At 73.5% G+C, this 26,444-nt stretch carries 24 protein-coding genes and 1 pseudogene; 11 read left to right on the top strand and 14 right to left on the bottom strand.

Annotated features, from left to right (window positions below):
- Window positions 1–393: 393 nt before the first annotated feature.
- Together ACWDRR_RS35265 and acs are read left to right on the top strand one after the other, a co-directional pair.
- Window positions 394–2,799 (top strand): SulP family inorganic anion transporter, encoded by a 2,406-nt coding sequence (locus ACWDRR_RS35265; protein ID WP_449776344.1) that lies wholly within the window; start codon window positions 394–396, stop codon window positions 2,797–2,799.
- A 232-nt stretch (window positions 2,800–3,031) separates the two neighbouring features.
- Window positions 3,032–4,987, top strand: coding sequence for an acetate--CoA ligase (acs, locus tag ACWDRR_RS35260; RefSeq protein WP_449776343.1), 1,956 nt, complete (start codon window positions 3,032–3,034; stop codon window positions 4,985–4,987).
- Window positions 4,988–5,150: 163 nt separating this feature from the next.
- On the opposite strand, the gene ACWDRR_RS35255 is transcribed toward acs, so the two are convergent.
- Entirely contained in the window at window positions 5,151–6,479 is a 1,329-nt protein-coding gene (locus tag ACWDRR_RS35255; protein ID WP_449776342.1) for a serine hydrolase domain-containing protein, read from the bottom strand.
- A 390-nt stretch (window positions 6,480–6,869) separates the two neighbouring features.
- Here ACWDRR_RS35255 and nhaA point away from each other — a divergent pair, with 390 nt between their 5' ends.
- The 4 genes from nhaA (at window position 6,870) to ACWDRR_RS35235 (ending at window position 10,643) form a co-directional block, all read left to right on the top strand.
- Window positions 6,870–8,309 carry a Na+/H+ antiporter NhaA gene (gene nhaA, locus ACWDRR_RS35250; protein ID WP_449776341.1) on the top strand — a complete coding sequence of 480 codons (1,440 nt, stop codon included), beginning with the start codon at window positions 6,870–6,872 and terminating at the stop codon, window positions 8,307–8,309.
- Window positions 8,310–8,592: 283 nt separating this feature from the next.
- A complete protein-coding gene (locus ACWDRR_RS35245) occupies window positions 8,593–9,069 on the top strand; it encodes a phage holin family protein (RefSeq protein WP_449776340.1) in 477 nt (158 codons plus the stop codon).
- Window positions 9,070–9,189: 120 nt separating this feature from the next.
- Window positions 9,190–10,302, top strand: a complete 1,113-nt coding sequence (locus ACWDRR_RS35240) for an alpha/beta fold hydrolase (protein WP_449776339.1) — start codon at window positions 9,190–9,192, stop codon at window positions 10,300–10,302.
- 131 nt (window positions 10,303–10,433) lie between these two features.
- Complete coding sequence (locus ACWDRR_RS35235) at window positions 10,434–10,643, top strand: hypothetical protein (protein WP_449776338.1); 210 nt, start codon at window positions 10,434–10,436, stop codon at window positions 10,641–10,643.
- A gap of 192 nt (window positions 10,644–10,835) precedes the next feature.
- Here the strand turns inward: ACWDRR_RS35235 and ACWDRR_RS35230 are convergent, their stop codons facing one another.
- The 6 genes from ACWDRR_RS35230 to ACWDRR_RS35205 form a co-directional block, all read right to left on the bottom strand.
- On the bottom strand, window positions 10,836–11,537 hold the full coding sequence (locus ACWDRR_RS35230; RefSeq protein WP_449776337.1) for a metal-dependent hydrolase: 702 nt from the start codon (window positions 11,535–11,537) through the stop codon (window positions 10,836–10,838).
- Between the two features lie 134 nt (window positions 11,538–11,671).
- A complete protein-coding gene (locus ACWDRR_RS35225) occupies window positions 11,672–12,856 on the bottom strand; it encodes a MarP family serine protease (protein WP_449776336.1) in 1,185 nt (394 codons plus the stop codon).
- 46 nt (window positions 12,857–12,902) lie between these two features.
- Complete coding sequence (locus tag ACWDRR_RS35220; RefSeq protein ID WP_449776369.1) at window positions 12,903–13,664, bottom strand: NUDIX hydrolase; 762 nt, start codon at window positions 13,662–13,664, stop codon at window positions 12,903–12,905.
- A gap of 53 nt (window positions 13,665–13,717) precedes the next feature.
- Entirely contained in the window at window positions 13,718–14,602 is an 885-nt protein-coding gene (nth, locus tag ACWDRR_RS35215) for an endonuclease III (protein ID WP_449776335.1), read from the bottom strand.
- A gap of 40 nt (window positions 14,603–14,642) precedes the next feature.
- Entirely contained in the window at window positions 14,643–15,965 is a 1,323-nt protein-coding gene (locus ACWDRR_RS35210; RefSeq protein ID WP_449776334.1) for an MFS transporter, read from the bottom strand.
- A 173-nt stretch (window positions 15,966–16,138) separates the two neighbouring features.
- A complete protein-coding gene (locus ACWDRR_RS35205) occupies window positions 16,139–17,080 on the bottom strand; it encodes a beta-ketoacyl-ACP synthase 3 (protein WP_449776333.1) in 942 nt (313 codons plus the stop codon).
- Between the two features lie 89 nt (window positions 17,081–17,169).
- On the opposite strand from ACWDRR_RS35205, the gene ACWDRR_RS35200 reads away from it, so the two are divergent.
- A complete protein-coding gene (locus ACWDRR_RS35200; protein ID WP_449776332.1) occupies window positions 17,170–17,835 on the top strand; it encodes a TetR/AcrR family transcriptional regulator in 666 nt (221 codons plus the stop codon).
- A 58-nt stretch (window positions 17,836–17,893) separates the two neighbouring features.
- Here ACWDRR_RS35200 and ACWDRR_RS35195 read toward each other — a convergent pair whose 3' ends face one another.
- Window positions 17,894–18,751 (bottom strand): isocitrate lyase/PEP mutase family protein, encoded by an 858-nt coding sequence (locus ACWDRR_RS35195; protein WP_449776331.1) that lies wholly within the window; start codon window positions 18,749–18,751, stop codon window positions 17,894–17,896.
- A 449-nt stretch (window positions 18,752–19,200) separates the two neighbouring features.
- Between ACWDRR_RS35195 and ACWDRR_RS35190 the strand changes: the two genes are divergently transcribed.
- A complete protein-coding gene (locus ACWDRR_RS35190; protein WP_030240972.1) occupies window positions 19,201–19,875 on the top strand; it encodes a Crp/Fnr family transcriptional regulator in 675 nt (224 codons plus the stop codon).
- Window positions 19,876–19,989: 114 nt separating this feature from the next.
- Here ACWDRR_RS35190 and ACWDRR_RS35185 read toward each other — a convergent pair whose 3' ends face one another.
- The 5 genes from ACWDRR_RS35185 to ACWDRR_RS35165 all read right to left on the bottom strand — a co-directional run bounded on the left by ACWDRR_RS35185 (window position 19,990) and on the right by ACWDRR_RS35165 (window position 22,681).
- A complete protein-coding gene (locus ACWDRR_RS35185) occupies window positions 19,990–20,811 on the bottom strand; it encodes an MBL fold metallo-hydrolase (protein WP_449776330.1) in 822 nt (273 codons plus the stop codon).
- Complete coding sequence (locus ACWDRR_RS35180) at window positions 20,808–21,002, bottom strand: hypothetical protein (RefSeq protein WP_449776329.1); 195 nt, start codon at window positions 21,000–21,002, stop codon at window positions 20,808–20,810. Before ACWDRR_RS35180 ends, ACWDRR_RS35185 begins: the two co-directional genes overlap by 4 nt.
- 130 nt (window positions 21,003–21,132) lie before the next feature.
- A complete protein-coding gene (locus tag ACWDRR_RS35175) occupies window positions 21,133–21,999 on the bottom strand; it encodes an NUDIX hydrolase (protein ID WP_449776328.1) in 867 nt (288 codons plus the stop codon).
- Window positions 22,000–22,061: 62 nt separating this feature from the next.
- On the bottom strand, window positions 22,062–22,526 hold the full coding sequence (locus tag ACWDRR_RS35170) for a RidA family protein (RefSeq protein WP_387880730.1): 465 nt from the start codon (window positions 22,524–22,526) through the stop codon (window positions 22,062–22,064).
- Window positions 22,523–22,681, bottom strand: coding sequence for a DUF4177 domain-containing protein (locus tag ACWDRR_RS35165; RefSeq protein ID WP_094743074.1), 159 nt, complete (start codon window positions 22,679–22,681; stop codon window positions 22,523–22,525). The genes ACWDRR_RS35170 and ACWDRR_RS35165 overlap by 4 nt, the downstream gene beginning before the upstream one ends.
- 209 nt (window positions 22,682–22,890) lie before the next feature.
- Here ACWDRR_RS35165 and ACWDRR_RS35160 point away from each other — a divergent pair, with 209 nt between their 5' ends.
- Both ACWDRR_RS35160 and ACWDRR_RS35155 read left to right on the top strand, forming a co-directional pair.
- A complete protein-coding gene (locus tag ACWDRR_RS35160) occupies window positions 22,891–23,973 on the top strand; it encodes an ArsA-related P-loop ATPase (protein ID WP_449776327.1) in 1,083 nt (360 codons plus the stop codon).
- Complete coding sequence (locus ACWDRR_RS35155; RefSeq protein WP_449776326.1) at window positions 23,970–25,151, top strand: ArsA family ATPase; 1,182 nt, start codon at window positions 23,970–23,972, stop codon at window positions 25,149–25,151. The genes ACWDRR_RS35160 and ACWDRR_RS35155 overlap by 4 nt, the downstream gene beginning before the upstream one ends.
- Before the next feature lie 159 nt (window positions 25,152–25,310).
- On the opposite strand, the gene ACWDRR_RS35150 is transcribed toward ACWDRR_RS35155, so the two are convergent.
- Entirely contained in the window at window positions 25,311–25,634 is a 324-nt protein-coding gene (locus ACWDRR_RS35150; protein ID WP_033333275.1) for a WhiB family transcriptional regulator, read from the bottom strand.
- Between the two features lie 423 nt (window positions 25,635–26,057).
- On the opposite strand from ACWDRR_RS35150, the pseudogene ACWDRR_RS35145 reads away from it, so the two are divergent.
- Window positions 26,058–26,444: pseudogene (locus ACWDRR_RS35145) on the top strand (transglycosylase domain-containing protein); the annotation flags it as partial.

The raw sequence follows: 26,444 nt of genomic DNA, 5'->3' as shown, positions 1-26,444 counted from the left end.
CGCGGCCTCCCCAGACCGGGGGAGGCCGCGGCCCGTTGCGCACGTCCGGCCCCGATCCGGACGCCACCAGCAGATTTCCATCGGTTCGAACACCACCCAATGGGGTGAATCCAGGGCATTGGCCCTGGCCCCCGGGATGACGCTGTGCAAAGCTTTCATTACCCTCGGTTTACCGAGTCTTGATGGTCCTCTCTGCGGCCTGGTTCTCCACGCCTCTTCGAGGCCCCCTGATGGTCCACGGCCCGGCCGGTGACACCCGCAATCCCCGCCGCGCCCAACGCCATCCCGCCACACCGTCGCAACCCACGACAGCCGATCCGAGTCCCCGAGCCCCCACAACCGGACTCACCACCGGACCTGACTGCGTTCGTTCCCCGGAAAGACGGGAAGACAATGACCCTCGACATCTCCAGTGCACCCATCGCCTCCGACACCAACGATCACGCCCCGCCCGGCCCGCACTCCCGCAGCCGGTGGGTGCAGGACTTCTCCGCCTCCCTGGTGGTCTTCCTGATCGCGGTGCCGTTCTCCCTCGGCATCGCGATGGCCACCGGCGCCCCACTCACCGCCGGCCTCGCCGCGGCGGCCGTCGGCGGCATCGTCGTCGGGTTCCTCGGCGGCACTCCCCTCCAGGTCAGCGGCCCCTCCGCCGCACTGACCGTGATCACCGCCGGGCTGATCACCCAGTACGGCTGGCAGGCCACCTGCGCCATCACACTCGCCGCCGGACTGCTCCAACTCCTCCTCGGCGTACGCCGGGTGGCCCGCACCGCGCTCGCCGTCTCGCCCGCCATCGTGCACGGCATGCTGGCCGGCGTCGGCCTCACCATCGCCATCGCGCAGCTGCACGTCGTCCTCGGCGGCTCGGCGCAGAGTTCGGCGCTGGCCAACATCCTCGCGCTGCCGAGCCAGTTGGCGGGACCGCACCCGTCCGCACTGGTCGTCGGCACCGTCACCGCCGCCGTCCTGCTCGCCTGGCCCAGGCTCTCCCGACTCCCCGGCCGGGCCGGAGCGTTCGGCGCCCGGCTGGCCAAGGTGCCGGGTCCGCTGGCCGCCGTGGGCGCCGCCACGGCGCTCTCCATGACCCTCGGGCTGCAGCTCGCCCGGGTCGAACTGCCCGCCTGGCAGCCGCACGACCTCGTCCCCGACCTGCCGCACGGGCCGTTCGCCGCGGTCCTGGCCGCCGTGCTGACCGTCACCGCCGTGGCGAGCGTCGAGTCACTGCTCTCCGCCGTCGCGGTCGACCGGATGTCGCACCGCACCGGGGACCTCGACCGCGAGCTGCGGGGTCAGGGCCTCGCCAACATGATCAGCGGCCTGCTCGGCGGGCTGCCGATCGCCGGCGGCGCGGTCCGCAGCACCGCCAACGTCCGGGCCGGCGCACAGAGCAGGTGGTCCTCGATCCTGCACGGTGTCTGGGTGCTCGCGGCCGCACTGGCGCTCACCGGCGGGCTCCGCCGGATCCCGCTCGCCGCGCTGGCCGCCCTGGTCCTGGTCGTCGGCCTGCAGATGGTCAGCTTCGCGCACATCCGCAAGGTGCACCGGCACCGCGAGTTCCCGGTCTACCTCGCCACCGTGCTCGGCGTGGTGCTGCTCGGCGTCCTGCTCGGGGTGGCGCTGGGCGCCGCGACGGCCGTCCTGCTCGCGCTCTACCGCCTGACCCGCGCCCACGTGGACGTCCTGGCCGGCCCCGACGGCTCGTTCACGGTGCAGACGCACGGGCCGCTCACCTTCACCGCGGTGCCCCGGCTGAGCCGCGCGCTGGCCGGCATCCCCGCCGCCGCCGATGTGGCGGTCGTCCACGACGGCTCCTTCCTGGACCACGCCGCGTACGAAACGCTGCACAGCTGGCGAACGGGCCGGCAGGCGGCCGGCGGCCGGGTCTCGATGGTGACGCGCCGCCAGGACGACGAGGTCCTCGATCCCGACGGCACCGTCCGGGCGGGCAGCTCCTCCGGCCCGCACCGCTGCCGCGCCTGGACCCCCTGGGTCGGCCACCACTGCATCGATCAGCAGGAGGATCCGCACGGCCGACTGCTGGACGGCGTCCGGGTGTTCCAGCTGCACACCGCCCCGCTGGTGCGGCCCGAGCTCGCCCGGCTCGCCCGGGAGGGGCAGACGCCCTCCCAGCTCTTCCTGACCTGCGCCGACTCGCGCATGGTCACCAGCATGATCACCAACAGCGGACCGGGCGACCTCTTCACCGTCCGCAACGTGGGCAACCTCGTACCGGCGCCGTTCGAGCCGGGCGCGGCCGACGATTCGGTGGCCGCCGCGGTGCAGTACGCCGTCGAAGCGCTGGAGGTGCGCTCCATCACGATCTGCGGGCACTCCGGCTGCGGCGCCATGAAGGCCCTGCTGGACGGTATCCACGAGCGTCCGGGACCGCCGACCCCGCTCACCCGTTGGCTGCGCAACGGCCGCGGCTCGCTCGACCGGCTGCGCCGCGCCCCCGCCGAGTTCACCGGCCGCCCGGTGGCCGATCTGGCGGAGCAGCTCTGCATCACCAATGTGGTCCAGCAGTTGGACCAGTTGCTGGCGAACCCCGCCGTCGAGCGCAGGGTCGCCGAGGGCACCCTGCGGCTGGTGGGGATGTACTTCGACTTCGCCACCGCCCAGGCCTACGTGCTCGACCGGGAGAGCGGCCGGTTCAGTCCGGTCGAGGCCCTGGGCGGCACGGCAGGCCCCGCGCCCTGCGACACGCCCGAGCGAATGAGTGAATTCGAACAGGTCCCCGCCGACGGCGCGGACCTCACCGCGGCCGCCGTCACCGGGAGCGACCCCCGGCTGGCCGCCTGAGAGCCGGGCCCGTGCTCTGCCGGGCGGGCAAGGGCACGGGCCCACTTCACCGCATCGCCGCCGAGACCCTCCTCCCTCGGCCTGCCGTTCGACTCTCGGTCAAAGGTCTACACCAATTACCCGGTGCCTCTTGTCAACCGACCACTTCGCCTGGTGAGCTGTGCGCTGGGACACACGGGACAATCCCCACGCACGGGATTGACCCCGATCATGACTCGATGAGGAGTGCGCGTTGAGCAACGAGAGCCTGGCCAACCTGCTCAAGGAGGAGCGGCGCTTCGCCCCGCCGGCAGAGCTCGCCGCCGCCGCCAACGTCACCGCGGCCGCGTACGCGCAGGCCTCCGAGGACCGCCTGGGCTTCTGGGCCGAGCAGGCCCGCCGCCTCACCTGGGCCGTCGAGCCCACCGAGACGCTCGACTGGTCCAACCCGCCGTTCGCCAAGTGGTTCGCGGACGGCAAGCTCAACGTCGCGTACAACTGCGTCGACCGCCACGTCGAGGCGGGCAACGGCGACCGGGTCGCCATCCACTTCGAGGGCGAGCCCGGTGACAGCCGCTCGATCACCTACGCCCAGCTCAAGGACGAGGTCTCGCAGGCCGCCAACGCGCTGCTGGAGCTCGGTGTCACCAAGGGCGACCGGGTGGCGATCTACCTGCCGATGATCGCCGAGGCGGTCGTCGCGATCCTCGCCTGTGCCCGGATCGGCGCCACCCACTCCGTGGTCTTCGGCGGCTTCTCGGCCGACGCCGTCGCCTCCCGGATCCAGGACGCCCAGGCCAAGCTGGTCATCACCGCCGACGGCGGCTACCGCCGCGGCAAGCCGTCCGCGCTCAAGCCCGCCATCGACGAGGCGCTGACCAAGGCCGACGGCGTCGAGCACGTCCTGGTGATCCGCCGCACCGGCCAGGACGTCTCCTGGACCGAGGGCCGCGACGTCTGGTGGGACGAGATCACCGCCCGCCAGTCCACCGAGCACACCCCCGAGGCGCACGACGCCGAGCACCCGCTCTTCATCCTGTACACCTCGGGCACCACCGGGAAGCCCAAGGGCATCCTGCACACCTCGGGCGGCTACCTCACCCAGGCCGCCTACACCCACCACGCCGTCTTCGACCTCAAGCCGGAGACCGACGTCTACTGGTGCACCGCGGACATCGGCTGGGTCACCGGCCACTCGTACATCGTCTACGGTCCGCTCGCCAACGGCGCCACCCAGGTCATCTACGAGGGCACCCCGGACACCCCGCACCAGGGCCGGTTCTGGGAGATCGTCCAGAAGTACGGCGTGACGATCCTCTACACCGCGCCCACCGCGATCCGCACCTTCATGAAGTGGGGCGACGACATCCCCGCGAAGTTCGACCTCTCCTCGCTGCGCGTCCTGGGCAGCGTCGGCGAGCCGATCAACCCCGAGGCGTGGATCTGGTACCGCGAGCACATCGGCGCCGGCAAGGCCCCGATCGTGGACACCTGGTGGCAGACCGAGACCGGCGCGATGATGATCAGCCCGCTGCCGGGCGTCACCGAGACCAAGCCCGGCTCCGCCCAGCGCGCCCTGCCCGGCATCGCCGCCACCGTCGTCGACGACGAGGCCAACGAGGTCCCGAACGGCTCCGGCGGCTACCTGGTCCTCACCGAGCCGTGGCCGTCCATGCTGCGCACCATCTGGGGCGACGACCAGCGCTACATCGACACCTACTGGTCGCGCTTCCAGGGCCGCTACTTCGCCGGCGACGGTGCCAAGAAGGACGAGGACGGCGACATCTGGCTGCTCGGCCGGGTCGACGACGTCATGCTGGTCTCCGGCCACAACATCTCGACCACCGAGGTGGAGTCGGCCCTGGTCGGTCACCCGTCCGTCGCCGAGTCCGCCGTGGTCGGGGCCACCGACGCCACCACCGGCCAGGCGATCGTCGCCTTCGTCATCCTGCGCGGCAGCGCCACCGACAGCCCCGAGCTGGTCGAGGAGCTGCGCGCGCACGTCGGCCGCACCCTCGGCCCGATCGCCAAGCCGAAGCAGATCAAGGTCGTCGGCGAGCTGCCGAAGACCCGCTCCGGCAAGATCATGCGCCGACTGCTGCGCGACATCGCCGAGGGTCGCGAGGTCGGCGACACCACCACCCTCGCAGACAGCTCGGTGATGAGCCTGATCCAGTCCCAGCTCCCCCCGGCGGGCAGCGAGGGCTGACGCCCCCTCGAACGGCGCAGTGCCCCGGGCGGTCGTGACCGCCCGGGGCACCGTCGTCCGCGCCTGCCGTCCACACCCGTCGTCCGCGCCCGTCGACGCGGCATCAGGCGTGCATCCGGCGGGCATCAGGCGGGCATCAGGCGTGCGTCCGGCTTCCGCGGGGTCAGTCCCCCGGTGCCCGACGTTCGGCGACCAGCGTGCGCAACGTGTCGTACGCGTTCTGGACGAAGCCCCGACTGCGCAGCGGTAGCGTGCCGGCCATCACCGCCAGCCCCACCTGCGCCCGCGGACTGAACCCGACGAACGTGGTGAAGCCCCGGGTGGCTCCGGCGTGGTAGACGACCTCGTCGGCGAACTCCCGGCCCACACCGGTACCCGTGACAGCACCCGTGTCACCACTGGCGCCACCGCGTGTGTCGTCGTCCACCGGGCCGTCCACCGGGCCACCCATCGGGTCGTCCACCGACTCGGCAAGCAGTTCGGCAGCCGACTCGGCCGCCGGCCGGTGCGCTTCCGGAGCTGCCGGGACCGAGCGGTGGTTCCAGCCCAGGCAGATCCGCGTCCCGCCGCGCCGTCGGCCGGCCCGCGGCCGCCGGACCTCGCCCAAGGCCGTCCGCAACGCCGCCGCGTCGGCCCGTTCGGGCAGCGGGACGGCGTCCAGCGCCAGATGCGCCTGAAGATAGCGGAGCATGTCGTCCGCCGTGGAGCGCAGCGCGGAGGCGCCGGGCAGTGCGGGCAGGCGGAAGGACGGGACGCGCCGACCGCGCCGGTACCCGGCGGCGTCCTCACGGCCGGGGCCGCAGGAGGTGTCCACCAGGCCGAGCGGTCCGCAGACCCTGGCCTCCAGCAGGTCGTCGTAGCGCTGTCCGGCCGCGTTGGCCAGCAGCAGGCCGAGCAGACCGCAGCCGAGGTTCGAGTAGCGCACCTGCGCGCCCGGGGTCCCGCGGACCGGGGTGCGGGGCAGGGCTCTGAGCAGGTGGGCCGGGCCGAACGTGGCGTACGGGCTGGTGAACCACCTGGGGGCCATCGCCGGGAGCAGCCCGACCGGCAGCCGGGGCAGCCCCGAGGTGTGGGTGGCCAGGTGGAGCAGGGTGATCGGCCGCTCGTGCGGGTAGCCGGGGGCGGCGTCGGCGGGCAGGTAGCGGTCGATCGGATCGTCGTAGCCGACCTCGCCGCGGGCGGCCATCTCGGCGAGCAGCAGTCCGGTGAAGGTCTTGGTGACGGAGCCGAGCTCGAACCTGGTGTCGGCGCGGACCGGACGCTCGCTGGAGCGGTCGGAGTGGCCGCGACAGGCGACGGTCCGTTCGCCGCCGCGGATCACCACGACGGCGACGCCACCGCCCGGGGCGGCGGCGCGGAACAGCGGGCGGAGCAGGCGGTCCAGTTCCGGGCCGGGCTCGGTGGCCGCATCGGTGGCCGCGTCGGTGGCCGCATCAGCCGCAACGGCGCCGGGAGCGGCTCCGGCGAAGAGGTCGTGCGTCGAGCCGTTCACCGGTCCGCGCTCCACCGGAGCAGCCGGCCGAACGGCAGGGGCGATAAGAGGGGCGGTCTGGGCATCGTCGTGTCTCCACAGCAGAGCGGGAACAGGGAAATCGCGCCACTCGAACGGGTGGCACTGTGATCGACGATAAGGAGGCGTTCACCCGTCTGCATGCGGCCGACTCCATTCGAGTGCCACGCACGAGTGCAGAACGGGACATCAAGGCCTAGGTCCTGAAGTATGACAATACGGATATCCCATTCTCGCTCCGGTTAGACTGTCAAAGACGCGACAAGATCTCCCCCGGGAACTTCGTCGCGTCACAGGGCGCGCCGGGAAGTCTGGTCGGCACTGCACCACAGGTGCATCCGTACACCGATCCCCCGCCCCAGGAGGTCCCGCGTGGCCGACCAGCAGCCCGTCAACGAGCCGACCCGACGCCGCCAGTTCCTCGGCAGACTGCCCCTCCCCGAGCGGGCCTACATCGCCGACGCCCTGCGCACCGAGACGGTCGGCGGCATCCTGCTCCTGGTCGCCGCCGTGATCGCCCTGATCTGGGCCAACGTCTGGCCGCACGCGTACGAGAGCGTCCTCGACTACACGATCGGCCCGTCCGGCCCGCTCCACCTGGACCTCAGCCTGGACGCCTGGGCCAAGGACGGCCTGCTGACGATCTTCTTCTTCGTGGCCGGCATCGAGCTCAAGCGCGAGTTCGTGGCGGGCGAACTGCGCAGCCCCAGCGCGGCGCTGCTACCGGTCATAGCCGCGGTCTGCGGCGTCGCCCTGCCGGCGATCGTCTTCGCGATCGCCAACTCCGGCAGCGGCGGCCACCCGGGCGGCTGGGCGATCCCGACCGCGACCGACATCGCCTTCGCACTCGGCGTGCTGGCCGTGGTCGGCAGCCACCTGCCGTCCGCGCTGCGGGCCTTCCTGCTCACCCTCGCCGTGGTGGACGACCTGATCGCGATCCTGATCATCGCGGTCTTCTACAGCTCGGGCATCAAGTTCTGGGCGCTCGGACTGGCCTTCGCCGGCCTGGTGCTGTTCTGGTTCCTGCACCGGCGCGGGGTGCACGGCTGGTACCTGTTCGTGCCGCTCGCCTTCGTGATCTGGGCGCTGATGCACGAGAGCGGTGTGCACGCCACGGTGGCGGGCGTCGCGATGGGCCTGATCCTGCGCTGCCACCGGGAGGGCGACGAGAAGTACTCCCCCGGCGAGCACATCGAGCACCTCGTCCGACCGCTCTCGGCCGGGCTGGCCGTCCCCGTCTTCGCGCTGTTCGCGGCCGGGGTGACGATCTCCGGGCCGGCGCTCGCCGACGTGTTCACCCAGGCCACCCCGCTCGGGATCGTCCTGGGCCTGCTGGTCGGCAAGACCGTTGGCATCTTCGGCGGCACCTGGCTGGCCGCCCGCTTCACCCGCGCCGAGCTGAATCCGCAGCTCAAGTGGGCCGACATGTTCGCGGTCTCGGTCCTCGCCGGCATCGGCTTCACCGTCTCCCTGCTGATCAGCGAGCTGGCCTTCCCCGACGACGCGGACCTCGCCGACCTCTCCAAGGCCGCCGTTCTGGTGGGCTCGCTGCTCTGCGCGCTGGTCGCCACCGTGCTGCTGAAGCTGCGCAACCGGCACTACCGCGACCTGTGCGAGGAGGAGGACCGCGACCTCGACGGCGACGGCATCCCCGACGTCTACCAGCAGGACGATCCGGCCTGGCAGGCCCGAGTGGCGGAGGCGTCGCGCCATACGGGCGAGAGCGGCCCCGGTGGCGCCGGCCCCGACGGCGTCGGCCCCGGACCGAACCCCGGCCCGAGCTCCGGACCGAACCCCGGCCCGAGCCGCTGACGGCGCACCCTCCGAACAGGACACGCCCCGCTGCCGACGCACCCCGCCGAACGGAACGGACCCCCTGCCGACGCACCCCACCGAACGGGACACGTCCCTCCGCCGGGGCCCCGGAGTGGTGTGCGACTGACCGGTAGGGGCATGATTCTGAGCTGTCGACAGTCCACAGACGCCGCCGGCCGCTCCGACCCCTGGAGCGGTCCACGGAAACAGCACCCGGAACGACCCGGGAGCAGCACCGCCCGGCGGCGTCACGCCGCACAGCCGCAGAGGAGAACCGCTGATGCCCGCAGGAGCCGCAGACCCGTCCAGCAACGGCCGGGCGCCCTACGAGGGCGAGCGTTCGGTGGGGCAGCTGTTCGCGGCGGCCACCGCGGACCTGTCCGCCCTGGTCCACGACGAGATCGCGCTCGCGAAGGCGGAGATCCGCGCGGACGTCAAGCGCGGCGTCTCCGGCGGTGTCTCGCTGGCGGTCGCCGGCGTGGTGGCTCTGGCCGCGGTGCCGATGCTGAGCGCCGCGGCGGCGTTCGGGATCCACGCGCTGGGCCTCTCGCTCGGCTGGTCGTTCCTGATCGTGGCCGGCGCGTACCTGCTGCTGGCGGTGCTGCTCGGGCTGCTGGCGCTGCGCTCGTTCAAGCGGATCGAGAAGCCGCACCGCACCATCGAGGGCGCCCAGAAGACCGCCGACGTGCTCAAGAACGCCCGGCCCCGGCCGGCCACCCAGGAGGAGATCGACCGGGCCCTCGGCCGCATCCCGTAGGCCCGTCGGACGCCCCGGCCGCGCCCGGCAGGCACGGCGTCAGCGACCGCGTCCGCTCCGGACGCCCGGAGAGCGAGTGCCGAACGCGTACCCGGCGCGCCGATGTGACACGCTCTCGGTATGCCGCTCGACCAGAATCCCGTGCCCGCGCAGCCGTCCGCCAGCTCCGGCCCCGACCGCACGGTCGGTCAGGACGCCGTCGACCACGGTCAGGACGCCGTCGAGGAGACCGCCGGCACGCCGGCGGACGGTGAGGACGAGGGCGAGGGCGAGGGCGACGGGGGCAGCGAGGGCGACGAGGGCGGCCCCGCGACGGGGGCCGTGCCCGCGGCACCCTGGGACATCCGGCAGGGCGGCCCCTGGAAGCACCGCGACCTCGCGGCCAACGGCGCCCGGTTCCACATCGCCGAGCTGGGCGAGGGCCCGCTGGTCCTCCTGGTGCACGGCTGGCCCGAGTACTGGTGGGCGTGGCGTCACCAGCTGACCGCGCTCGCCGAGGCCGGCTACCGGGCCGTCGCGCTCGACCTGCGGGGCATCGGCGGCAGCGACCGCACCCCGCGCGGGTACGACCCGGGCAACCTCGCCCTGGACATCACCGGGGTGATCCGCTCGCTCGGCGAGCGCCGGGCGCACCTGGTGGGCCATGCCTCCGGCGGCACGCTGTCCTGGGTGGCGGCGGTGATGCGACCGTCGGTGATCCAGAGCCTCACCGTGGTCTCCGCGGCGCACCCCCGGGACCTCCGCCGGGCGCTGCTGACGGACCGCCGCCAGATGGCCGCCTTCGAGCACGTGCTGGGCTTCCAGCGGCCGTGGATACCGGAACGCCGCCTGGTGGCCGACGACGCCGCGCTGGTCGGCCGCTACCTGGACGCGTGGACCGGCCCCAACCAGCTGGACCGGACGGCGGTGGCCGCGTACCGGCAGGCGATCCAGATCCCCAGCACCGCGCACTGCTCGATCGAGCCGTACCGCTGGCTGCTGCGCTCGATGGCCCGACCGGACGGCATCCAGTTCGCCCGCCGGATGAAGAAGCCGATCACCGCGCCCACCCTGCACGTCCAGGGCGCCGCGGACCCGGTCCTGCTGTCGCACACCGCGCTGGGCGGCGGCGAGTACGTGGCCGCGCCGTACCGCTGGCGGCTGCTCCCCGGGGTCGGGCACTTCCCGCACGAGGAGGCGCCGGAGCAGTTCACCGCCGAGCTACTGGACTGGATCGGCCGCCACAAGGACTGAGCGCCGTCACATTCCGGAGACGGAAGCGGAACTCAACTCCCTTTATATTGCGCTCATATGACAAACGCATAGGCCAAGTTGACGACCCCCCGGGCGGTTACTCCGGCCGGCCCAGGGGCATCCATTCCGGTATGACCTGGATGCCCGATCACGGCAGCGCCCCGCGCGGCCGACGTCACAACAGCTCGCAGAGGTCCGGCCACCGCCCCGACTGGGCGGACGACCTGGGTCACGACGGCACGGACCACCGCCGGAGCACGACACAGCGGCAGCTCGGCATCCCGCGGATCCTCGGCCGCCGCGCCCGCTGGGTGGGCGCGCGGCTGCGGCGCGAGACCTGAGAGCGCGAGACCTGAGAGCGCGCGCCGGGGCGGGCCGGCACCCGGCAACGGGCCCGGCCCGCCCCGGCCCAACAGCCGCCCCGGCCCACTGCTGAGCCCGGCCCAGCGATCGGCCCGGCCCGCTCCGGCCCAGCGATCGCCCGGCCCGCTCCGGCCCAGCGATCAGCCCGGCCCAGCGATCAGCGCACCCGCTCAGTTCACCACCGTGTGCGACACCGCGGTGAACCAGAGCAGCACGAAGGTCGCCACCGACATGATCGGCACCAGCACCTTGGTCTCGACGCTGTTGCCACTGCGCTTGATCAGCACCACCTCGTAGCGCTCCTTGTGCGGCCAGAGCAGCGGCGCGCCCTTCTTCGTCAGGCAGTCGCCCAGCAGGTGCGCCAGCGTGCCCAGCGCCACCGCGTACGGCAGCCAGCCGGGGGCGTTCGGCATCCAGGTGTTCATCCCGGCGGTGCCCAGCACGGCGAGGCCGATGATGGTGATCCACATCGTCGGGCCGTCGCCCGGCGGGTGCAGCCGCAGGGCGCGGATCGCGAGCGCCAGGAGGAAGAACGTCATTCCGAGGGTGAAGTTCCGGCCCAGGAAGGTGACGCCGGCCCAGGTGCCGCCGCCCATCAGCGCCACGAACAGCAGCGAGTGGGTGGCGTGCCGGTGCCCTCCGGAGATCCAGGCCACCAGGCGGCAGAGCACCTTGGAGATCGGGCCGAGGAAGTTGGCGATCGTCCCGTCGTGGTGGTCGAGGTCCGGCAGCAGGGCGGCCCCGGCGCACAGCACCGTGCCCATCAGGATGTCCGCCGGCTGCAGGGTGGTGTCGAGCAGCAGCGGCGGCAGGAACGGCGCCGAGGCCGCGTACAGCATCGCCCCGCTGACCGCGTGCGAGTGACCCATCATCGGACGCCCCCGACCTCCGCTCGGCCCACGCCGGGACGGCGCCCGATTGAGCCGAACGGGTGAGCGCGGCCGACGCTACCAGCCGGGAGCGGCGGGGCGGCGGACATCGGCCGTACCGGGTCCGGCCGGCCGCGTCAGAGCGCGCAGCCCTGGGTGTCCACCCGAGCCGTCGCGGTGCTGCCCTTCTCGGCGTCCTCGCGCACCTCGGCGGCGGTCAGCACGTATCCGGTGTCCGCGCTGTCCAGCGACTTGGCGAAGACGACCCCGAAGACCTGGCCGTCCGGGGTGAGCAGCGGGCCGCCGCTGTTGCCCTGGCGGACCAGCGAGCGCACCGAGTAGACGTCGCGGACGACCTGGCCGCGGTGGTAGATGTCCGGACCGTTGGCCTGGATCCGGCCGCGGATACGGGCCGGCTGGACGTTGAAGGCGCCGTTCTCGGGGAAGCCGGCCACGATCGCGCTGTCGTTGGTCTTCGCCTCGCCCGCGAAGGAGAGCGCCGGCGCGTTCAGCTTGGGCACGTCCAGGATCGCGATGTCGCGCTGCCAGTCGTAGCGGACCACGGTCGCGTCGTAGAGCTGGCCGACGCCGCCGACCTGCACGGTGGGTTCGTCGACGCCGCCGACCACGTGCGCGTTGGTCATCACCCGGTGCGGGGCGAAGACGAAGCCGCTGCCCTCCAGGGTCTTGCTGCAGGCGGTGGCGGTGCCGACCACCTTGACCAGGCTCTGCTTCGCCCTGGCCACCGCCGGGCTGGCGGCCAGCGCCGGATCGGGGAGGTCGACCTGGGTGATCGGCTCGTGCTCGAAGGGGTTGAAGACCTGCGGGAAGCCGTTGCGGGCGAGCACCTTGGAGAAGTCGGAGAACCAGTTCGGCGCGTCGGAGGGCAGCGTGTCCTGGACGCCGCCGAGGATCGCCGAGGTGCGGACCTGCTTGGAGACGGTCGGCAGGGACGTTCCGGCGAGCGCCGAGCCGATCAGCCAGGCCACCAGCAGCATCGAGATCACGTTGACCACCGCGCCGCCGGCGGCGTCCAGCGCCTTCGCCGGGCGGCGGTCGATGTGGCCGCGCAGCTTCCAGCCGAAGTGGGTGGTGACCGCCTGGCCGATCGCCGCCAGCACGATGACCACCACGACGGCCACCACCGAGGCGGTGGTGCCGGGGCTGAGGTGGTCGAGCAGCAGCGGCAGCAGCTGGACGGCGAGCAGGCCTCCGCCGAGGAAGCCGAGGACCGACAGCACGCCGACCACGAAGCCCTGGCGGTAGCCCGACACGGCGAACCCCACGGCGGCGGCGATCAGCAGCAGATCCAGGACATTCACCCCGACACCCTCCCACGACGGGCGCCGGGGCCACACAGGCGGGCGTTCACGTGGTCCTGGCGTCGCCGCCCAGCAGCGCGCGGGAGCGGTCGCGGTCGCCCTGGACCAGCGCCAGCGCCTCGTCCGAGAGGTCGACGATCCGGGCCGGGTCCCAGGGCAGCTCCAGGCCGCTGTGGTGCAGCACCCGGTCGATCACCCCGGCGGTGAAGCCCCAGACCAGCCGGCCGCCGACGGCGAAGGCCGGTCCGAGATGGCCGGACGGGTGGCGCAGCCGGGCCCGGTTGGCCGGGTCGGTCAGCTCGGTGATCGGCACCCGGAACACCGCGCCGGTCTCGCCCGCGTCCACCGGGCGGACGGGTGACTCCTCGCGCCACCAGCCGAGCACCGGGGTCACCACGAAGCGGCTGACCGGGATGTAGAGGGCGGGCAGGGCGGCGAAGACCTGCACCCCGGACGGGTCCAGGCCGGTCTCCTCCCAGGCCTCGCGCAGCGCCGCCGCGATCGGGCCGGGCCCGTCGGGGTCGCCGTCCTCCGGGTCCAGCGCGCCGCCGGGGAAGGACGGCTGGCCGGCGTGCGAACGCAGCGAGCGGGCCCGTTCGATCAGCAGGAGGTCCGGACCGGCCTCGCCCTCGCCGAAGAGCATCAGGACGGCCGCGGCGCGTCCGCCCTCGGCGGGCGGCAGGAAGCGGCTGAGCTGCTCGGGCAGCACGCGCTCGGCGGCGTCCCGGACCGGCTCCAGCCACGACGGCAGGCCGTCCCGCTCGATCCGCCCGTCCGGTCCCGGCCGCTGCTCGTGGCCCCGCTCGATCCGCCCGTCCGGCCCCGGCCGCTGCTCGTGGCCCCGCTCGGGTCGGTGCGCCGTCACTCGGCCACCGCCAGGTCCGCGACCTTGCCCCGGTGGGCGACGGCGTCGGCCCGCGCCGCCGCCTCGCCCGGGAAGTCGGCGGGCGGCCGCAGCCGCTGGCCGGGGTGACCGCCCATCTCGTACTTGAGCAGCTTCTTCGCCTTCTCCGGGTCGGTCTCGCCCTCCCCGTACGCGGGGCAGAGCGGCGCGATCGGGCAGGCCCCGCAGGCCGGCTTCTGGGAGTGGCAGATCCGGCGGCCGTGGAAGACCACCCGGTGCGAGAGCATCGTCCACTCCGACTTCGGGAAGATCTCCGCGACGGCCGCCTCGACCTTGACCGGGTCCTCCTCGGCCGTCCAGCCGAACCGCCGGGCCAGCCGTCCGAAGTGGGTGTCCACGGTGATCCCGGGCACCCCGAACGCGTTGCCGAGGACCACGTTCGCGGTCTTGCGCCCGACGCCGGGGAGGGTGACCAGGTCGGCCAGCCGGCCCGGGACCTCCCCGCCGAACTCGTCCCGCAGCGCGATCGAGAGCCCGATCAGCGACTTCGCCTTGTTCCGGAAGAACCCGGTCGGCCGGATGATCTCCTCCAGCTCCTCGGGAACGGCCGCGGCCATGTCCTCCGGGGTGGGGTACTTCGCGAACAGCGCCGGCGTCGTCTGGTTCACCCGCAGGTCGGTCGTCTGCGCCGACAGCACGGTGGCCACCAGCAGCTGGAACGGATCGTCGAAGTCCAGCTCGGGATGCGCGTACGGGTACAGCTCCGCCAGCTCCCGGTTGATCCTCCGGGCCCGCCGCACCATCGCCAGGTGCGACTCCGGCTTCCTCGGCTTCGCCGCCACCTTCGCCGCCGCCTTCTTCGCCGGCTCGGCTGCGGCCTTCCGGACCTTGCTCTCTGCCATGCACGAAGGCTACGCCGAACAGCCCTGGCCTCGCGGGCGATCAGCCATCGGCGCAGGGCGGCAGGCGGTTCGCGGAGCACGGGCCGGAGGACTCGGACGCTGCGGGCGCCGCAGGCGCTGCAGGCGGTACGAGCGGCGCGGGTACTGCGGGCGGTACGAGCGGCGCGGACGCCGCGACCGGCGCGGGCGGTGCGGCCCGGCGGTCGCGGTGGGCGGGGGCCAGGGCGCCGAGCATCACCACGGCCGTGACGGCGAAGGCCTGCGGGTACCCCAGCGGACCGGCCAGCACGCCGAAGGCCACCGCGCCGACGCCCATGCCCGCGTCGTAGGCGACGTTCCACAGCGCGGTGACGGCTCCGTAGCCGGCCCCGGAGACCCTCGCGTACATCATGGTCAGGGTGGCGTTCTGGGCGATGCCGAAGCCGATGCCGAACACCGCCGCGCCGGCGACCACGGCGACCGGGCTGCCGGTCAGCGCGATCAGCAGCGTGCCCGCGGCGCTGAGCAGCAGGCCGGGGAGGACGAGCCGGTCCGAGCCGTGCCGGTCGCCGTACCGGCCCGCCGCCCAGCGGGCCGCCGTGGCCGCGGCCGGCTGGACGAACAGCGCCACCGCGGCGAGGCCCGCGGACCCGGCCGGGAGGGCCAGCGGCAGGAAGGTCACGATGACCCCCGCCGCCAGTGCGGTGGCCGCGAAGACCACCGTGGGGCGCCGGAGCCCGGCCGAGCGGAAGCCCTCCACCACACCGACCGACGGCTCGGCGGACGCCTCGCGATCGGGCAGGCCCGGTACGGCGGCGATCGCGGCCAGCGCCACCACCCCGGCCGTCACGGCCACCGTCGTGTAACCGAGGTGGGCCGCCAGCCACACCCCCAGCGGCAGGCCCAGCAGCGACGGCGCCCCCGAGACCACCCCGACCAGCGCCAGCCCCTCGCCGCGTCGCTCGGCCGGGATCAGCGACGCGGTCAACGCACCGCCGGCGACGATGGTGAAGGCGAAGCCCAGCCCGCGCACCAGGCAGACCGCCGTGATCCAGACGGCGCTGCCGTCGAAGGCGGTCAGCACCAGTGCGGGCGCGCCGAGCAGGAACAGGCCCACCGCCAGCACCGCCCGGTAGCCGAAGCGGACCACCAGCCGGGGCGTGGCCAGTTCGCCCAGCACGGTCGTCAGCATCAGCGCACCGGTGGCGAGCCCGGCCGCGTTGCCGCCGCCGGTGGACTCCTCGGCGTAGAGCGGGACGACCGAGAGCAGCAGGTTGAAGCCGGTCGAAGCGCCGAGGATCGACACGAAGCGCAGCAGCAGCGGCCGGGTGACCAGCCTGGGGCGGGGACCGGCCGCGGTCCGGGAGGGTGCCGTCGAGGTCATATGACGGACCGTAGGGGCGATTCGGGCCGCCGGTAAGATCCGAATCGGCCTGCTCCGCTCCGCCCGGTGGCCCCCGCGGCCGGGATCCGCGAGCGGGGCGCCACGCCGGCCCGCTCAGCTCCGCCCGGCGGCGCCGCCCCCGAGCCGCGACCACACCGACGGCGACGACGACGTCAGGGGCAGACGACGACCTGGCCGGCCCAGGACAGGCCGCCGCCGAAGCCGAGCAGCAGCGTGGGCGCCCCGCTGGGCGCCTCGCCGCGCTCCACCAGCTTGGCCAGCGCGAGCGGGACGGAGGCGGCCGAGGTGTTCCCGGACTCGACGACGTCGCGGGCGACCACCGCGCCGGTCGCGCCGAGCCGGTCGACCACCGCCTCGATGATCCGCAGGTTGGCCTGGTGGGTGACCACCGCGCCGAGGTCCGCGGGGGTGATCCCGGCCCGCCGGCAGGCCTCCTCGGCGATCGGGGCCAGCGCGGTGGTGGCCCAGCGGTAGACGGTCTGGCCCTCCTGACGGAACTTCGGCTGCCAGCCGTCGTCCAGCCGGACGGCGTGGCCGCGGGTCGGGTCGGACCCCCAGACGACCGGTCCGACGCCCCGGCCGGTCGGGTCGTGGCTGAGGACGGCCGCGCCCGCGCCGTCGCCGAGCAGGACGCAGCTGGACCGGTCGGTCCAGTCGGTGACGTCGCTCATCCGCTCGGCGCCGATCACCAGTGCGTGCCGGGCGGCCCCGGCCCGGACGGCGTGGTCGGCGGTGGCCAGCGCGGTGCAGAAGCCCGCGCAGCCGTTGTTGACGTCGAAGCCGACGGCCGAGGGGATGCCCAGCCGGCCGGCGACCTGGGTGGCGATGCTCGGGCAGCGGTCCATCGCCGAGCAGGTGGCGACCACCACCATGTCGATCTCCTCCGGCGCCAGGGCGGCCGAGGCGAGCGCCTTGCCGGCGGCGGCGGAGGCGAGGTCGGTGACGGACTCCGTGTCGGCGATGCGCCGGGTGACGATGCCGGTGCGCTGCCGGATCCAGTCGTCGCTGGTGTCGACCAGCCGGGCGAGGTCGTCGTTGGTGAGGACCCTGGCGGGCTGGTGGTGGCCCAGGGCTGCGATCCGGGATCCGGACATGTCTGCTCCTCCGTGCGGGGGTGTCAGGCCGGGACTATAGCGTCCGAACGGTCGGACGCTAAATGGCCGGCGCTGGCTACACTGGCGGGGTGAGCCCGAGAAGATCCGCCGCCGACGCCCGCCGGACCCGCACCGCGATCCTGCGCCGGGGCCTGGACCTCGCCTCGGTCGAGGGCCTGGAGGGGCTGACCATCGGCCGGCTCGCCACCGACCTGTCGATGAGCAAGTCCGGCGTCCTCGGCCACTTCGGCACCAAGGAGACCCTGCAGCTCGCCGTGGTCGACGAGGCGGTCGCCATGTTCGTCCGTGAGGTGGTGCACCGCGCGACGGCCGCCGGCACGGAGCCCGGACTGCCCCGGCTGCTCGTCCAGTGCGAGGCCTGGGTCTCCTACCTGGAGCGCGACCTGCTGCCCGGCGGGTGCTTCTTCACCGCCGTGACCTGCGAGTTCGACGACCGGGAGAGCGGGCCGGTCCGGTCGGCGGTGGCCGCCAAGAACGCGGTCTGGCAGCGCGAACTGCGGCAGCAGGTGGAGCTGGCGATCGCCGCCGGACAGCTGCCGGACGAACCGGACGCCGAGCAGGTGGTCTTCGAACTGACCGGACAGGTACTGGCGCTCAACCACGCCCGGCGGCTCTACCGGGACACGGCCGCGCCCGCCCGCACCCGGCGGGCGATGCGACGCCTGCTCGGGCTGCCCGCCGCACTCGACGGACAACCCGAGCTGGCCCCGCTACCGGAGCCGGCCGACCACTGACGCCGACCGGCCCCGACCACCGGCACGTCCCCTGTGCGTGCCGGTGAGCTCTTCCCGGTCAGCGCCGGTACAGCGCGTCCAGCTCTCCGTAGCCCAGCGCGCCGTCCAGCTCCGCCAGGGTGCCCGCGCCGAGCAGCTCGGCGGCGGCCCGGTGGGCGGCGGTGTACGCGGCCTGGGCCAGCCCGGTGCCGACGCTGATCCGCCGCACCCCGGCGGCGGCGAGTTCGGCGACCGCCGGCCCGCCCGGCCCCGCCATCGCGTTCACCGGCAGCGGGGACGCGGCGCAGAGCCGGGCCAGCACGTCGAGATCCAGCAGGCCGGGGACGAAGAGGCCGTCCGCGCCGGCCTCCGCGTAGGCCGCCGCGCGGGCCAGCACCTCGTCGAACCGGCCCCCGCCCGGGCCGATCCCGAACAGGAAGACGTCCGTCCGGGCGTTGACCACCAACTCCGGCAGGCCCGCCCCGGCGGCCGCCTCCCGGGCGGCCCGCAGCCGCGCGGCCTGCTCGGCCACCGGGAAGAGCGGGCCGCCGGCCGCCGTCGAGTCCTCCAGGTTGACCCCGACCGCGCCGGCACCGACCAGCGCCCGGACGGTGTCGGCGACGTCGGCGGGCCCCGGCCCGTAGCCGCCCTCGGCGTCCACGGTGACCGGCAGCTCGACGGCGGCGGCGATCCGCCGCGCGGCCTCGACCATCTCCGCCCGGCCGAGCCGCTGGCCGTCGCCGCGACCCAGCGACCAGGAGACGCCGCCGCTGGTGGTGGCGATCGCCGCGGCCCCGGCGGAGGCGATCACGGCGGCGCTGCCCGCGTCCCAGGCGTTCGGCAGGACGAGCACCCCGTCGGCCACGAGCGCCCGCAGTCGCAGGGCCCGCTCGCGGAGCTCGGGGGTGGTGGTGCCGGTGGACAGGGGGGCGGACATACGGGGTCACCGTCTTTCGGGCCGTCGGATCGTCAGGACCGCATCCTGTGGCCCCGGCCTCGGCCCGCTCCACTGATTAAGGTGGAACCGAATCCTGGCGGGCGGCCGTGCCGTGGCCCGGACCGGTCCGAACCGGGCTCCCCCGCCGGGAGCCGTCCCGAGGGTTCCGGGCCCCCAACCGCGCGCAACCCGGCTGACCTGCGAACACCTCGGCGGCCCCGCGGCACCGGCCGCGCACCCCGCCGCCACCGCTCCCCACGCCGCCCCGCGCGCCCGCACGCGCGCTCCGCCGACCGATCCGGCGGTACGAATGGCCCCGCGCAGCACACCTCGGCGCACCCCCTCCTCATATGATCGGAGCGACATGCGCCATGCTTGGTGATGCAGAGCACTGTACGGAACTTGCGCCGACCGGCTTGATCGCCGGCCGGCCGAGAAGGAGGAAGCACGTGGACGACGTTCTGCGGCGCGCCGCACTCTTCGCGGCACTCGACGACGAACAGGCCGGCGAGCTGCGCGCTTCCATGACCGAGGTCACCCTCGCCCGCGGTGAGTCGCTGTTCCACGAGGGCGACCCCGGCGACCGGCTGTACGTCGTCGCCGAGGGCAAGGTCAAGCTGCACCGCGCCTCGCCGGACGGCCGCGAGAACATGCTCGCCGTCCTCGGCCCCAGCGAGATGATCGGCGAGCTGTCGCTGTTCGACCCGGGCCCGCGCACCGCCACCGCGAGCGCGCTGACCGAGGTCAAGCTGCTGGGCCTCGGCCACGGTGACCTCCAGCCCTGGCTGCACGCCCGTCCCGAGGTCTCGATCGCGCTGCTGCGCGCCATCGCCCGCCGGCTGCGCCGGACCAACGACGTGATGTCCGACCTGGTCTTCTCCGACGTGCCCGGGCGCGTCGCCAAGGCCCTGCTGGACCTCTCGCGCCGCTTCGGCGTGCAGTCCGAGGAGGGCATCCACGTCGCCCACGACCTCACCCAGGAGGAGCTGGCCCAGCTGGTCGGCGCCTCCCGCGAGACGGTCAACAAGGCGCTCGCCGACTTCGCCGGCCGCGGCTGGCTGAAGCTGGAGGCCCGCGCCGTGGTCCTGATGGACGTCGAGCGGCTCTCCCGCCGCTCGCGCTGACCCGCCCGGCCGGAGCACGCGCACCGGCCCACCGGTCGCGCCGGTCCAACGACGAGGGCCCGTACACCGCTCGGTGTACGGGCCCTCGCGCAGCTCCGGGGCGGCTGCGGCCGGTCAGATCAGCCCGTGCTCCTCCAGGTACTGGAGCTGGGCCAGGACGGACAGCTCGGCGGCCGGCCAGAGCGCGCGGTCCACGTCCGCGTACACCCGGGCCACCACCTCGGGCGCCGTCCGGAGGCCGGCCTCGACCGCCGTCTCCACCTGGGCGAGCCGGCCGGCCCGGTGCGCGAGGTAGTAGTCGACGGCGCCGAGCGCGTCCGCGAGCACCGGCCCGTGGCCGGGCAGCACCGTCCGCACACCGTGCTCGGCCGCCATCGTGTGCAGGTGGCGCAGCGAGTCCAGGTAGTCGCCGAGCCTGCCGTCGGGGTGGGCCACCATCGTCGTGCCGCGGCCGAGGACGGTGTCACCGGTGAGGATCGCGCCGTCGGCCGGCAGGTGGAAGGTCAGCGAGTCCGAGGTGTGCCCCGGGGTGGCGATCACCCGCAGGTCGAGGCCGCCGACCTCCAGCCGCTGCCCGTTCGTCAGGCCCTCGGAGCCGAGCCGGTACGCCGGGTCCAGGGCGCGGACCTCGGTGCGGGTCAGCTCGGCGAACCGCGCGGCGCCCTCGGAGTGGTCGGCGTGGCCGTGGGTGAGCAGGGTGAGCGCGACGCGCTTGCCCTGCTGCTCGACGGTGTCGATCACCCGGCGCAGGTGCCCCTCGTGCAACGGGCCCGGGTCGACGACCACCGCGAGGTCCGAGCCGGGCTCGGAGAGCAGCCAGGTGTTGGTGCCGTCCAGCGTCATCGGCGACGGGTTCGGCGCCAGCACGCACAGTGCCCTGGGGGTGGCCTCGCCGCCGATGCCGGCGGCGGGGTCACCCGGGAGGATTCCGCTCACCGGCCGCCCCCGCCGAGTCGGCCGCCCTCACAGGTCCGGTCGAGCACGCGCGAGGGCAGCGTCCGGACGAGGGCGCGCAGCCCCGGTACGGCGTCGTCGACGGCTGCGGCCTCGCAGGCGAGGGTGCGGGGGGTCAGGCTGCGGGCGGGCATCTCGCGCGCCGTCCGGCGAGCCACGTCGTTGTGGGTCATCGGGCGTCGATCCTTCCTCGGGTCGGTGTTTCGGGTCGTCGGTCGGCTCGGGTGTCCGGGGCCCCCAGGCTCCGGGGCCAGGGCTCCGGCTCCAGGGCTCCGGCTCCGGGGCTTCAGGCGCTCCGGGGCTTCAGGGGGCTTCGGGAAACCGTCCATCGATGGTCAGCTCTTCATACCCCGACCATCGAACCGTCATTCGATCGCCCCGGACCTCGGCCGTGCCGAGGACCGGCTCCAGCGAGCGGCCCGCCGCCGCGGCCAGCGCCTGGGCGGCACTGCGCACCGGCAACAGCTCCCGCAGCACGGTCACGGTGGGCGGCAGCATCCCGAACCGGCCCTCCTCCTGCCCCCGGACGGCCTCCGCCGGGGAGAGCCAGGTGACCCGGTCGGCCTCGCCGACCTCCAACGCCGCACGCTGACCCGGCGGCAGGGCCGCGACGAAGAACCAGGTGTCGTACCGCCGCTCCTCGAACGCCGGGGTGATCCAGCGGGCCCAGCCGGCCAGCAGGTCGCTGCGGAGCAGCAGGCCGTGGTCGCGGAGGAAGTCGGCGAAGGAGAGTTCGTGGGCCTCCAGGGCGGCGCGCTCCGCGCTCCAGTCCCGGGGCTCGGCGGTGCTCGCGGCGTCCGGGCCGGCCAGCAGGACGCCGGCCTCCTCGAAGGTCTCGCGGACGGCGGCGCAGACCACCGCCTGCGCGGTCCGGGCGTCCACGCCGAGGCGCTCGGCCCACTCCTGCGGACCGGGACCGACCCAGCCGAGTTCGGCCTCGGCGTCGCGCGGGTCCACCCCGCCACCCGGATAGGCGTACATGCCGGCGGCGAATGCCATCGAGCTGCGCCGGCGCAGCAGATAGGCCTCCGGCCCGGTCGCCGTGTCCCTCAGCAGCACCACGGTGGCGGAGGGCCGGGGCACCGGCGGGGTCACCTCGCCGGCCTCGACCGCCCGGATCCGGGCAGGCCAGCCGGGCGGCATCGGGAGCGTCGTTGCTCGCTGGTCCATGCCCGGATGCTAAGCGCACGAGGGCGGGGTTGGACAGGGCCAACCCCGCCTCATGATCGGGTTCAGGCCTTGACCCGGACCTGCAGCTCCACCTCGACCGGGGCGTCCAGCGGCAGGACGGTGACGCCGACCGCGCTGCGGGCGTGCACACCGGCCTCGCCCAGCACCTGGCCGAGCAGCTCGCTGGTGCCGTTGATGACGCCGGGCTGCCCGGTGAAGTCGGGGGCGGAGGCGACGAAGCCGACCACCTTCACGACCCGCTCGATCAGGTCCAGGTCACCGATCACCGACTTCACGGCGGCCAGCGCGTTGAGCGCGCAGATCTGCGCGAGCTCCTTGGCCTCCTCCGGGGTGACCTCGGCGCCGACCTTGCCGGTGGTCGGCAGCTTGCCGCCCACCATCGGCAGCTGGCCGGAGGTGAAGACGAACTCGCCCGAGCGCAGGGCCGGCACGTAGGCGGCGACCGGTGCGGCCACCGGCGGCAGGGTCAGACCGAGTTCGGCAAGCTTGTCCTCGACCTTGCTCATGCGTTCTTCTCCCGCTTGAAGTAGGCCACCAGCTGCTCCGGGTTCGGGCCGGGCACGACCTGGACGAGCTCCCAGCCGTCCTCGCCGAAGTTGTCCAGGATCTGCTTGGTGGCGTGCACGAGCAGGGGCGCCGTCATGTATTCCCACTTGGTCATGGCCAGACTCTAGACGAGCGGCAACGGCGAGCGGTGCGGCCCGCGGGCGGGCGTGTGAGGTGGCCCACAATCCGGGCATGATTCAGGCCCGGCCTCCCTGATGCTCCCGGCATCCGGCGCGGTCCCTGGTTACCCTCGCGGGAGGGCACCTGCGCGGTGGCGGCCCTCGGAACGGCCCCTCGGCCCTCGGAGACGGACGGAGACGGAGCGTGGCACGCACCCCCGGCCAGGCGGCCCGGCGTGATCCCGACTGGGAGGGCGTCCGGCTGCACGTGGTCAGTGGCAAGGGCGGTACCGGGAAGACCACCCTGGCCGCGGCACTGGCGCTCGCCCTCGCGGCCGAAGGGCGGCGGACGCTGCTGATCGAGGTGGAGGGCCGCCAGGGCATCGCCGAACTGTTCGGGATCGCCGCACTGCCGTACGAGGAACGCAAGATCGCGTCCGTCACGCGCGCCCAGCTGGGGCTGCCGGGCAGGGGCGGCGACGGGGCCGGCAGCGGCGACGTCTACGCGCTGGCCATCGACACCGAGCAGGCGCTGCTGGAGTACCTCGACATGTTCTACAAGCTCGGCCGGGCCGGGAAGGCGCTCCAGAAGGTCGGCTTCGTCGACTTCGCCACCACCGTCGCCCCCGGCGTCCGGGACGTACTGCTCACCGGGAAGGCCTGCGAGGCGGCCCGGCGCAAGGGCCCGGACGGGCGGCGCACGTACGACGCGGTGGTGATGGACGCCCCGCCGACCGGCCGGCTCACCCGCTTCCTGAACGTGAACTCCGAGGTCGCCGGGCTGGCCCGGTTCGGGCCGATACATACGCAGGCGCAGGCCGTGATGCGGGTGCTGAAGTCGCCGGAGACCGCGGTGCACCTGGTCACCCTGCTGGAGGAGATGCCGGTGCAGGAGACGGTCGACGGCTTCGCCGACCTGCGCGAGGCCGCCCTCCCGGTGGGCGGGGTGATGGTGAACATGGTCCGGCCGCCGCTGCTGGACGCGGCGGCGGTGGCCGCGGTGCACGGGGACCACCGCGAGGAGGTCGCGCTGGCCCTCGGCGAGGCGGGCCTCGGCGGGCGCTCCCGCAAGCCGGACACCGTCCGGGCGGCGGTCGACCCGCTGCTGGACCCCCTGCTGGAGCAGGCCCGGGAGCACGCCGAGCGGGTGGAGCTGGAGCGCGAGCAGCGCGCCGACCTGCAGCAGCTGAAGCTCCCCACCTACGAACTTCCGCTGCTGGGCGAGGGTGTGGACCTCGGCGGGCTGTACCGGCTGGCGGGCGAACTGAAGCGTCAGGGGGCGGCGTGAGCGACAACGGCAAGCAGGGCACCGGCGGCGAGCAGGGCAGCCACCTCGACGTGGACGCGCTGATCGACGACCGGAAGACCAGGATCATCGTCTGCTGCGGCTCGGGCGGCGTCGGCAAGACCACCACCGCCGCGGCGCTCGGGCTGCGGGCGGCCGAACGCGGCCGCAAGGTCGTCGTGCTGACCATCGACCCGGCCCGTCGGCTGGCCCAGTCGATGGGCCTGACCGAGCTGGACAACACCCCCCGCATCGTCAAGGGCGTCACGGGCGAGGGCGAGCTCCAGGCCATGATGCTCGACATGAAGCGGACCTTCGACGAGGTCGTGCTGGCCCACGCCGAGCCCGAGCGGGCCCGGGCGATCATGGAGAACCCGTTCTACCAGTCCCTCTCGGCCGGCTTCGCGGGTACCCAGGAGTACATGGCGATGGAGAAGCTCGGCCAGCTCCGGGCGGCCGAGGAGTGGGACCTCATCGTCGTCGACACCCCGCCGTCCCGCTCCGCGCTGGACTTCCTGGACGCGCCGAACCGGCTCGGGTCGTTCCTCGACGGCAAGGTGATCCGGATCCTGACCGCGCCGGCCAAGGTCGGCGGGCGCAGCGCGATGAAGTTCCTCAACGTCGGGATGGGCCTGCTCACCGGCACCCTGGGCAAGATCTTCGGCGCCCAGCTGCTGACCGACGTGCAGACCTTCGTCAGCGCGATGGACTCGATGTTCGGCGGCTTCCGCGAGCGCGCCGACCGGACGTACCAGCTGCTCAAGGCTCCGGGGACGGCGTTCCTGGTGGTGGCCGCGCCGGAACGGGACGCGCTGCGCGAGGCCGCCTACTTCGTCGACCGGCTCGCCGCCGACCGGATGCCGCTGGCGGGCCTGGTCCTCAACCGGGTGCACCGGACGGGCGCCCCCCAGCTCACCGCCGAACGCTCGCTGGCGGCGGCCGAGGCCCTGGAGGAGAACGGCTCGGAGCACACGTCACCCGAGGCCGAGCTGCTCGCGGCCGGGCTGCTGCGGCTGCACGCCGAGCGGATGCAGATCATGTCGCGGGAGCGCCGTACCCGCGACCGCTTCGTCTCGGTCTACCCGGACGTGCCGATCGTCGAGGTCGCCGCGCTGCCCGGGGACGTGCACGACCTGGACGGGCTGCGCGCGATCGGCGAGCGCCTCAGCGGCACCGTGTAGTACTCCCGCACCCTGCTGCGCACCGGCCGTCCACAGCGCTGCTCCCCCGCAGCACCGCTCCCGGACCGTTGCCGTACAGCTCGTGACCCGCCGTCGCGTGATGTGTCGTACCCGCCGGTTCCGTACCGCGCCGACTCCGTACCCCGCGGTGCGGGAGGCTCAGCCCGCCTGGGCGTAGTCCGTCAGTATCACACCGGTGGCGAGGGACTCCTCGTACTCGGTGCGGGCCGTCTCCAGCAGCCGCCGCCAGGACATCACCGTCGGCCGCCGGCGCAGCAGCGCACGGCGCTCGCGCTCCGTCATCCCGCCCCAGACACCGAACTCCACCCGGTTGTCCAGTGCGTCCGCCAGACACTCCGTACGCACGGGGCACCCGCTGCACACCGCCTTGGCGCGGTTCTGCGCCGCCCCCTGGACGAACAGTTCGTCCGGATCACTAGTGCGGCAGGCGGCCTGCGCACTCCAGTCGTCTACCCAGCCCATGCCGGCGCCGTCCTCTCCCGAATCGAGGCTCCCCCACGGCGGCAACGGCATATTCACCGTTGCCAGTTGAGGACGTTACGGAAGAACGACAGCTTGCAACAGCCCCTTCGGGCTCAATCTCGAATGACCCGATTGGACTATGGGTATCGGTCAGCTCACTCGTTGGAGTGATCGCAGGTCGCAAGCCTTGCCAAGAACCACGGGGAAACTCTCGCCACGCGCGCCGTCACGGAGAGCCACCAAATGTGGGGGTACAGCTGCCAACAGCTGCCTCAAAAGCACTCCAGAGAGGGGCAATTCGGGCAAACCTCATCACTCACAAGAGTGAGTGATATTGACGCACCGAAGCTGTCGCAAGCTTGTGACAAGCCTAGGCGAACACCTGCCCCTATGTACGGGAATCGGCGACGTAGGGTTCTCCTCATGGCACCGAAGCGCCCCCAGGCACCCCAGCCCCCAGGCAACACCGGAGCTCCGAGCGGCCGACGCCGCGGGTCACCGCTCGAGTTCGCGGGACACGGAGTGAAGTTCCTGGGTGTCAGCGTGCTCTCCGGAGTCCTGCTGGCCGGCATGGCCCTGCCCGCCGTCGGCGCGCTCGGGCTGACCGCCAAGAACACGGCGGAGAGCTTCGACAACATCCCCGACGACTTCAAGACCCCGCCGCTCACCCAGGCCACGCAGATCTTCGACGCCAAGGGCGGGCTGATCGCCAAGGTCTACGAGCGCGACCGCACGGTGCTCACGGCGGACCAGATGTCCCCCTACATGCGCCAGGCGCAGGTGGACATCGAGGACGCGCGCTTCTACGAG

The sequence above is a fragment of the Kitasatospora sp. NPDC003701 genome (assembly GCF_053587085.1).
Note: the sequence above shows the minus strand (reverse complement) of the source record. Positions and strands in the feature narration are given on the sequence as shown.

Coding starts and splice junctions, on each gene's coding strand:
- ACWDRR_RS35265 (WP_449776344.1), top strand. CDS start 394: ATGACCCTCGACATCTCCAGTGCACCCATCGCCTCCGACACCAACGAT.
- ACWDRR_RS35245 (WP_449776340.1), top strand. CDS start 8,593: ATGCCCGCAGGAGCCGCAGACCCGTCCAGCAACGGCCGGGCGCCCTAC.
- ACWDRR_RS35240 (WP_449776339.1), top strand. CDS start 9,190: ATGCCGCTCGACCAGAATCCCGTGCCCGCGCAGCCGTCCGCCAGCTCC.
- ACWDRR_RS35235 (WP_449776338.1), top strand. CDS start 10,434: ATGACCTGGATGCCCGATCACGGCAGCGCCCCGCGCGGCCGACGTCAC.
- ACWDRR_RS35230 (WP_449776337.1), bottom strand. CDS start 11,537: ATGATGGGTCACTCGCACGCGGTCAGCGGGGCGATGCTGTACGCGGCC.
- nth (WP_449776335.1), bottom strand. CDS start 14,602: ATGGCAGAGAGCAAGGTCCGGAAGGCCGCAGCCGAGCCGGCGAAGAAG.
- ACWDRR_RS35210 (WP_449776334.1), bottom strand. CDS start 15,965: ATGACCTCGACGGCACCCTCCCGGACCGCGGCCGGTCCCCGCCCCAGG.
- ACWDRR_RS35205 (WP_449776333.1), bottom strand. CDS start 17,080: ATGTCCGGATCCCGGATCGCAGCCCTGGGCCACCACCAGCCCGCCAGG.
- ACWDRR_RS35195 (WP_449776331.1), bottom strand. CDS start 18,751: ATGTCCGCCCCCCTGTCCACCGGCACCACCACCCCCGAGCTCCGCGAG.
- ACWDRR_RS35180 (WP_449776329.1), bottom strand. CDS start 21,002: ATGACCCACAACGACGTGGCTCGCCGGACGGCGCGCGAGATGCCCGCC.
- ACWDRR_RS35175 (WP_449776328.1), bottom strand. CDS start 21,999: ATGGACCAGCGAGCAACGACGCTCCCGATGCCGCCCGGCTGGCCTGCC.
- ACWDRR_RS35170 (WP_387880730.1), bottom strand. CDS start 22,526: ATGAGCAAGGTCGAGGACAAGCTTGCCGAACTCGGTCTGACCCTGCCG.
- ACWDRR_RS35165 (WP_094743074.1), bottom strand. CDS start 22,681: ATGACCAAGTGGGAATACATGACGGCGCCCCTGCTCGTGCACGCCACC.
- ACWDRR_RS35150 (WP_033333275.1), bottom strand. CDS start 25,634: ATGGGCTGGGTAGACGACTGGAGTGCGCAGGCCGCCTGCCGCACTAGT.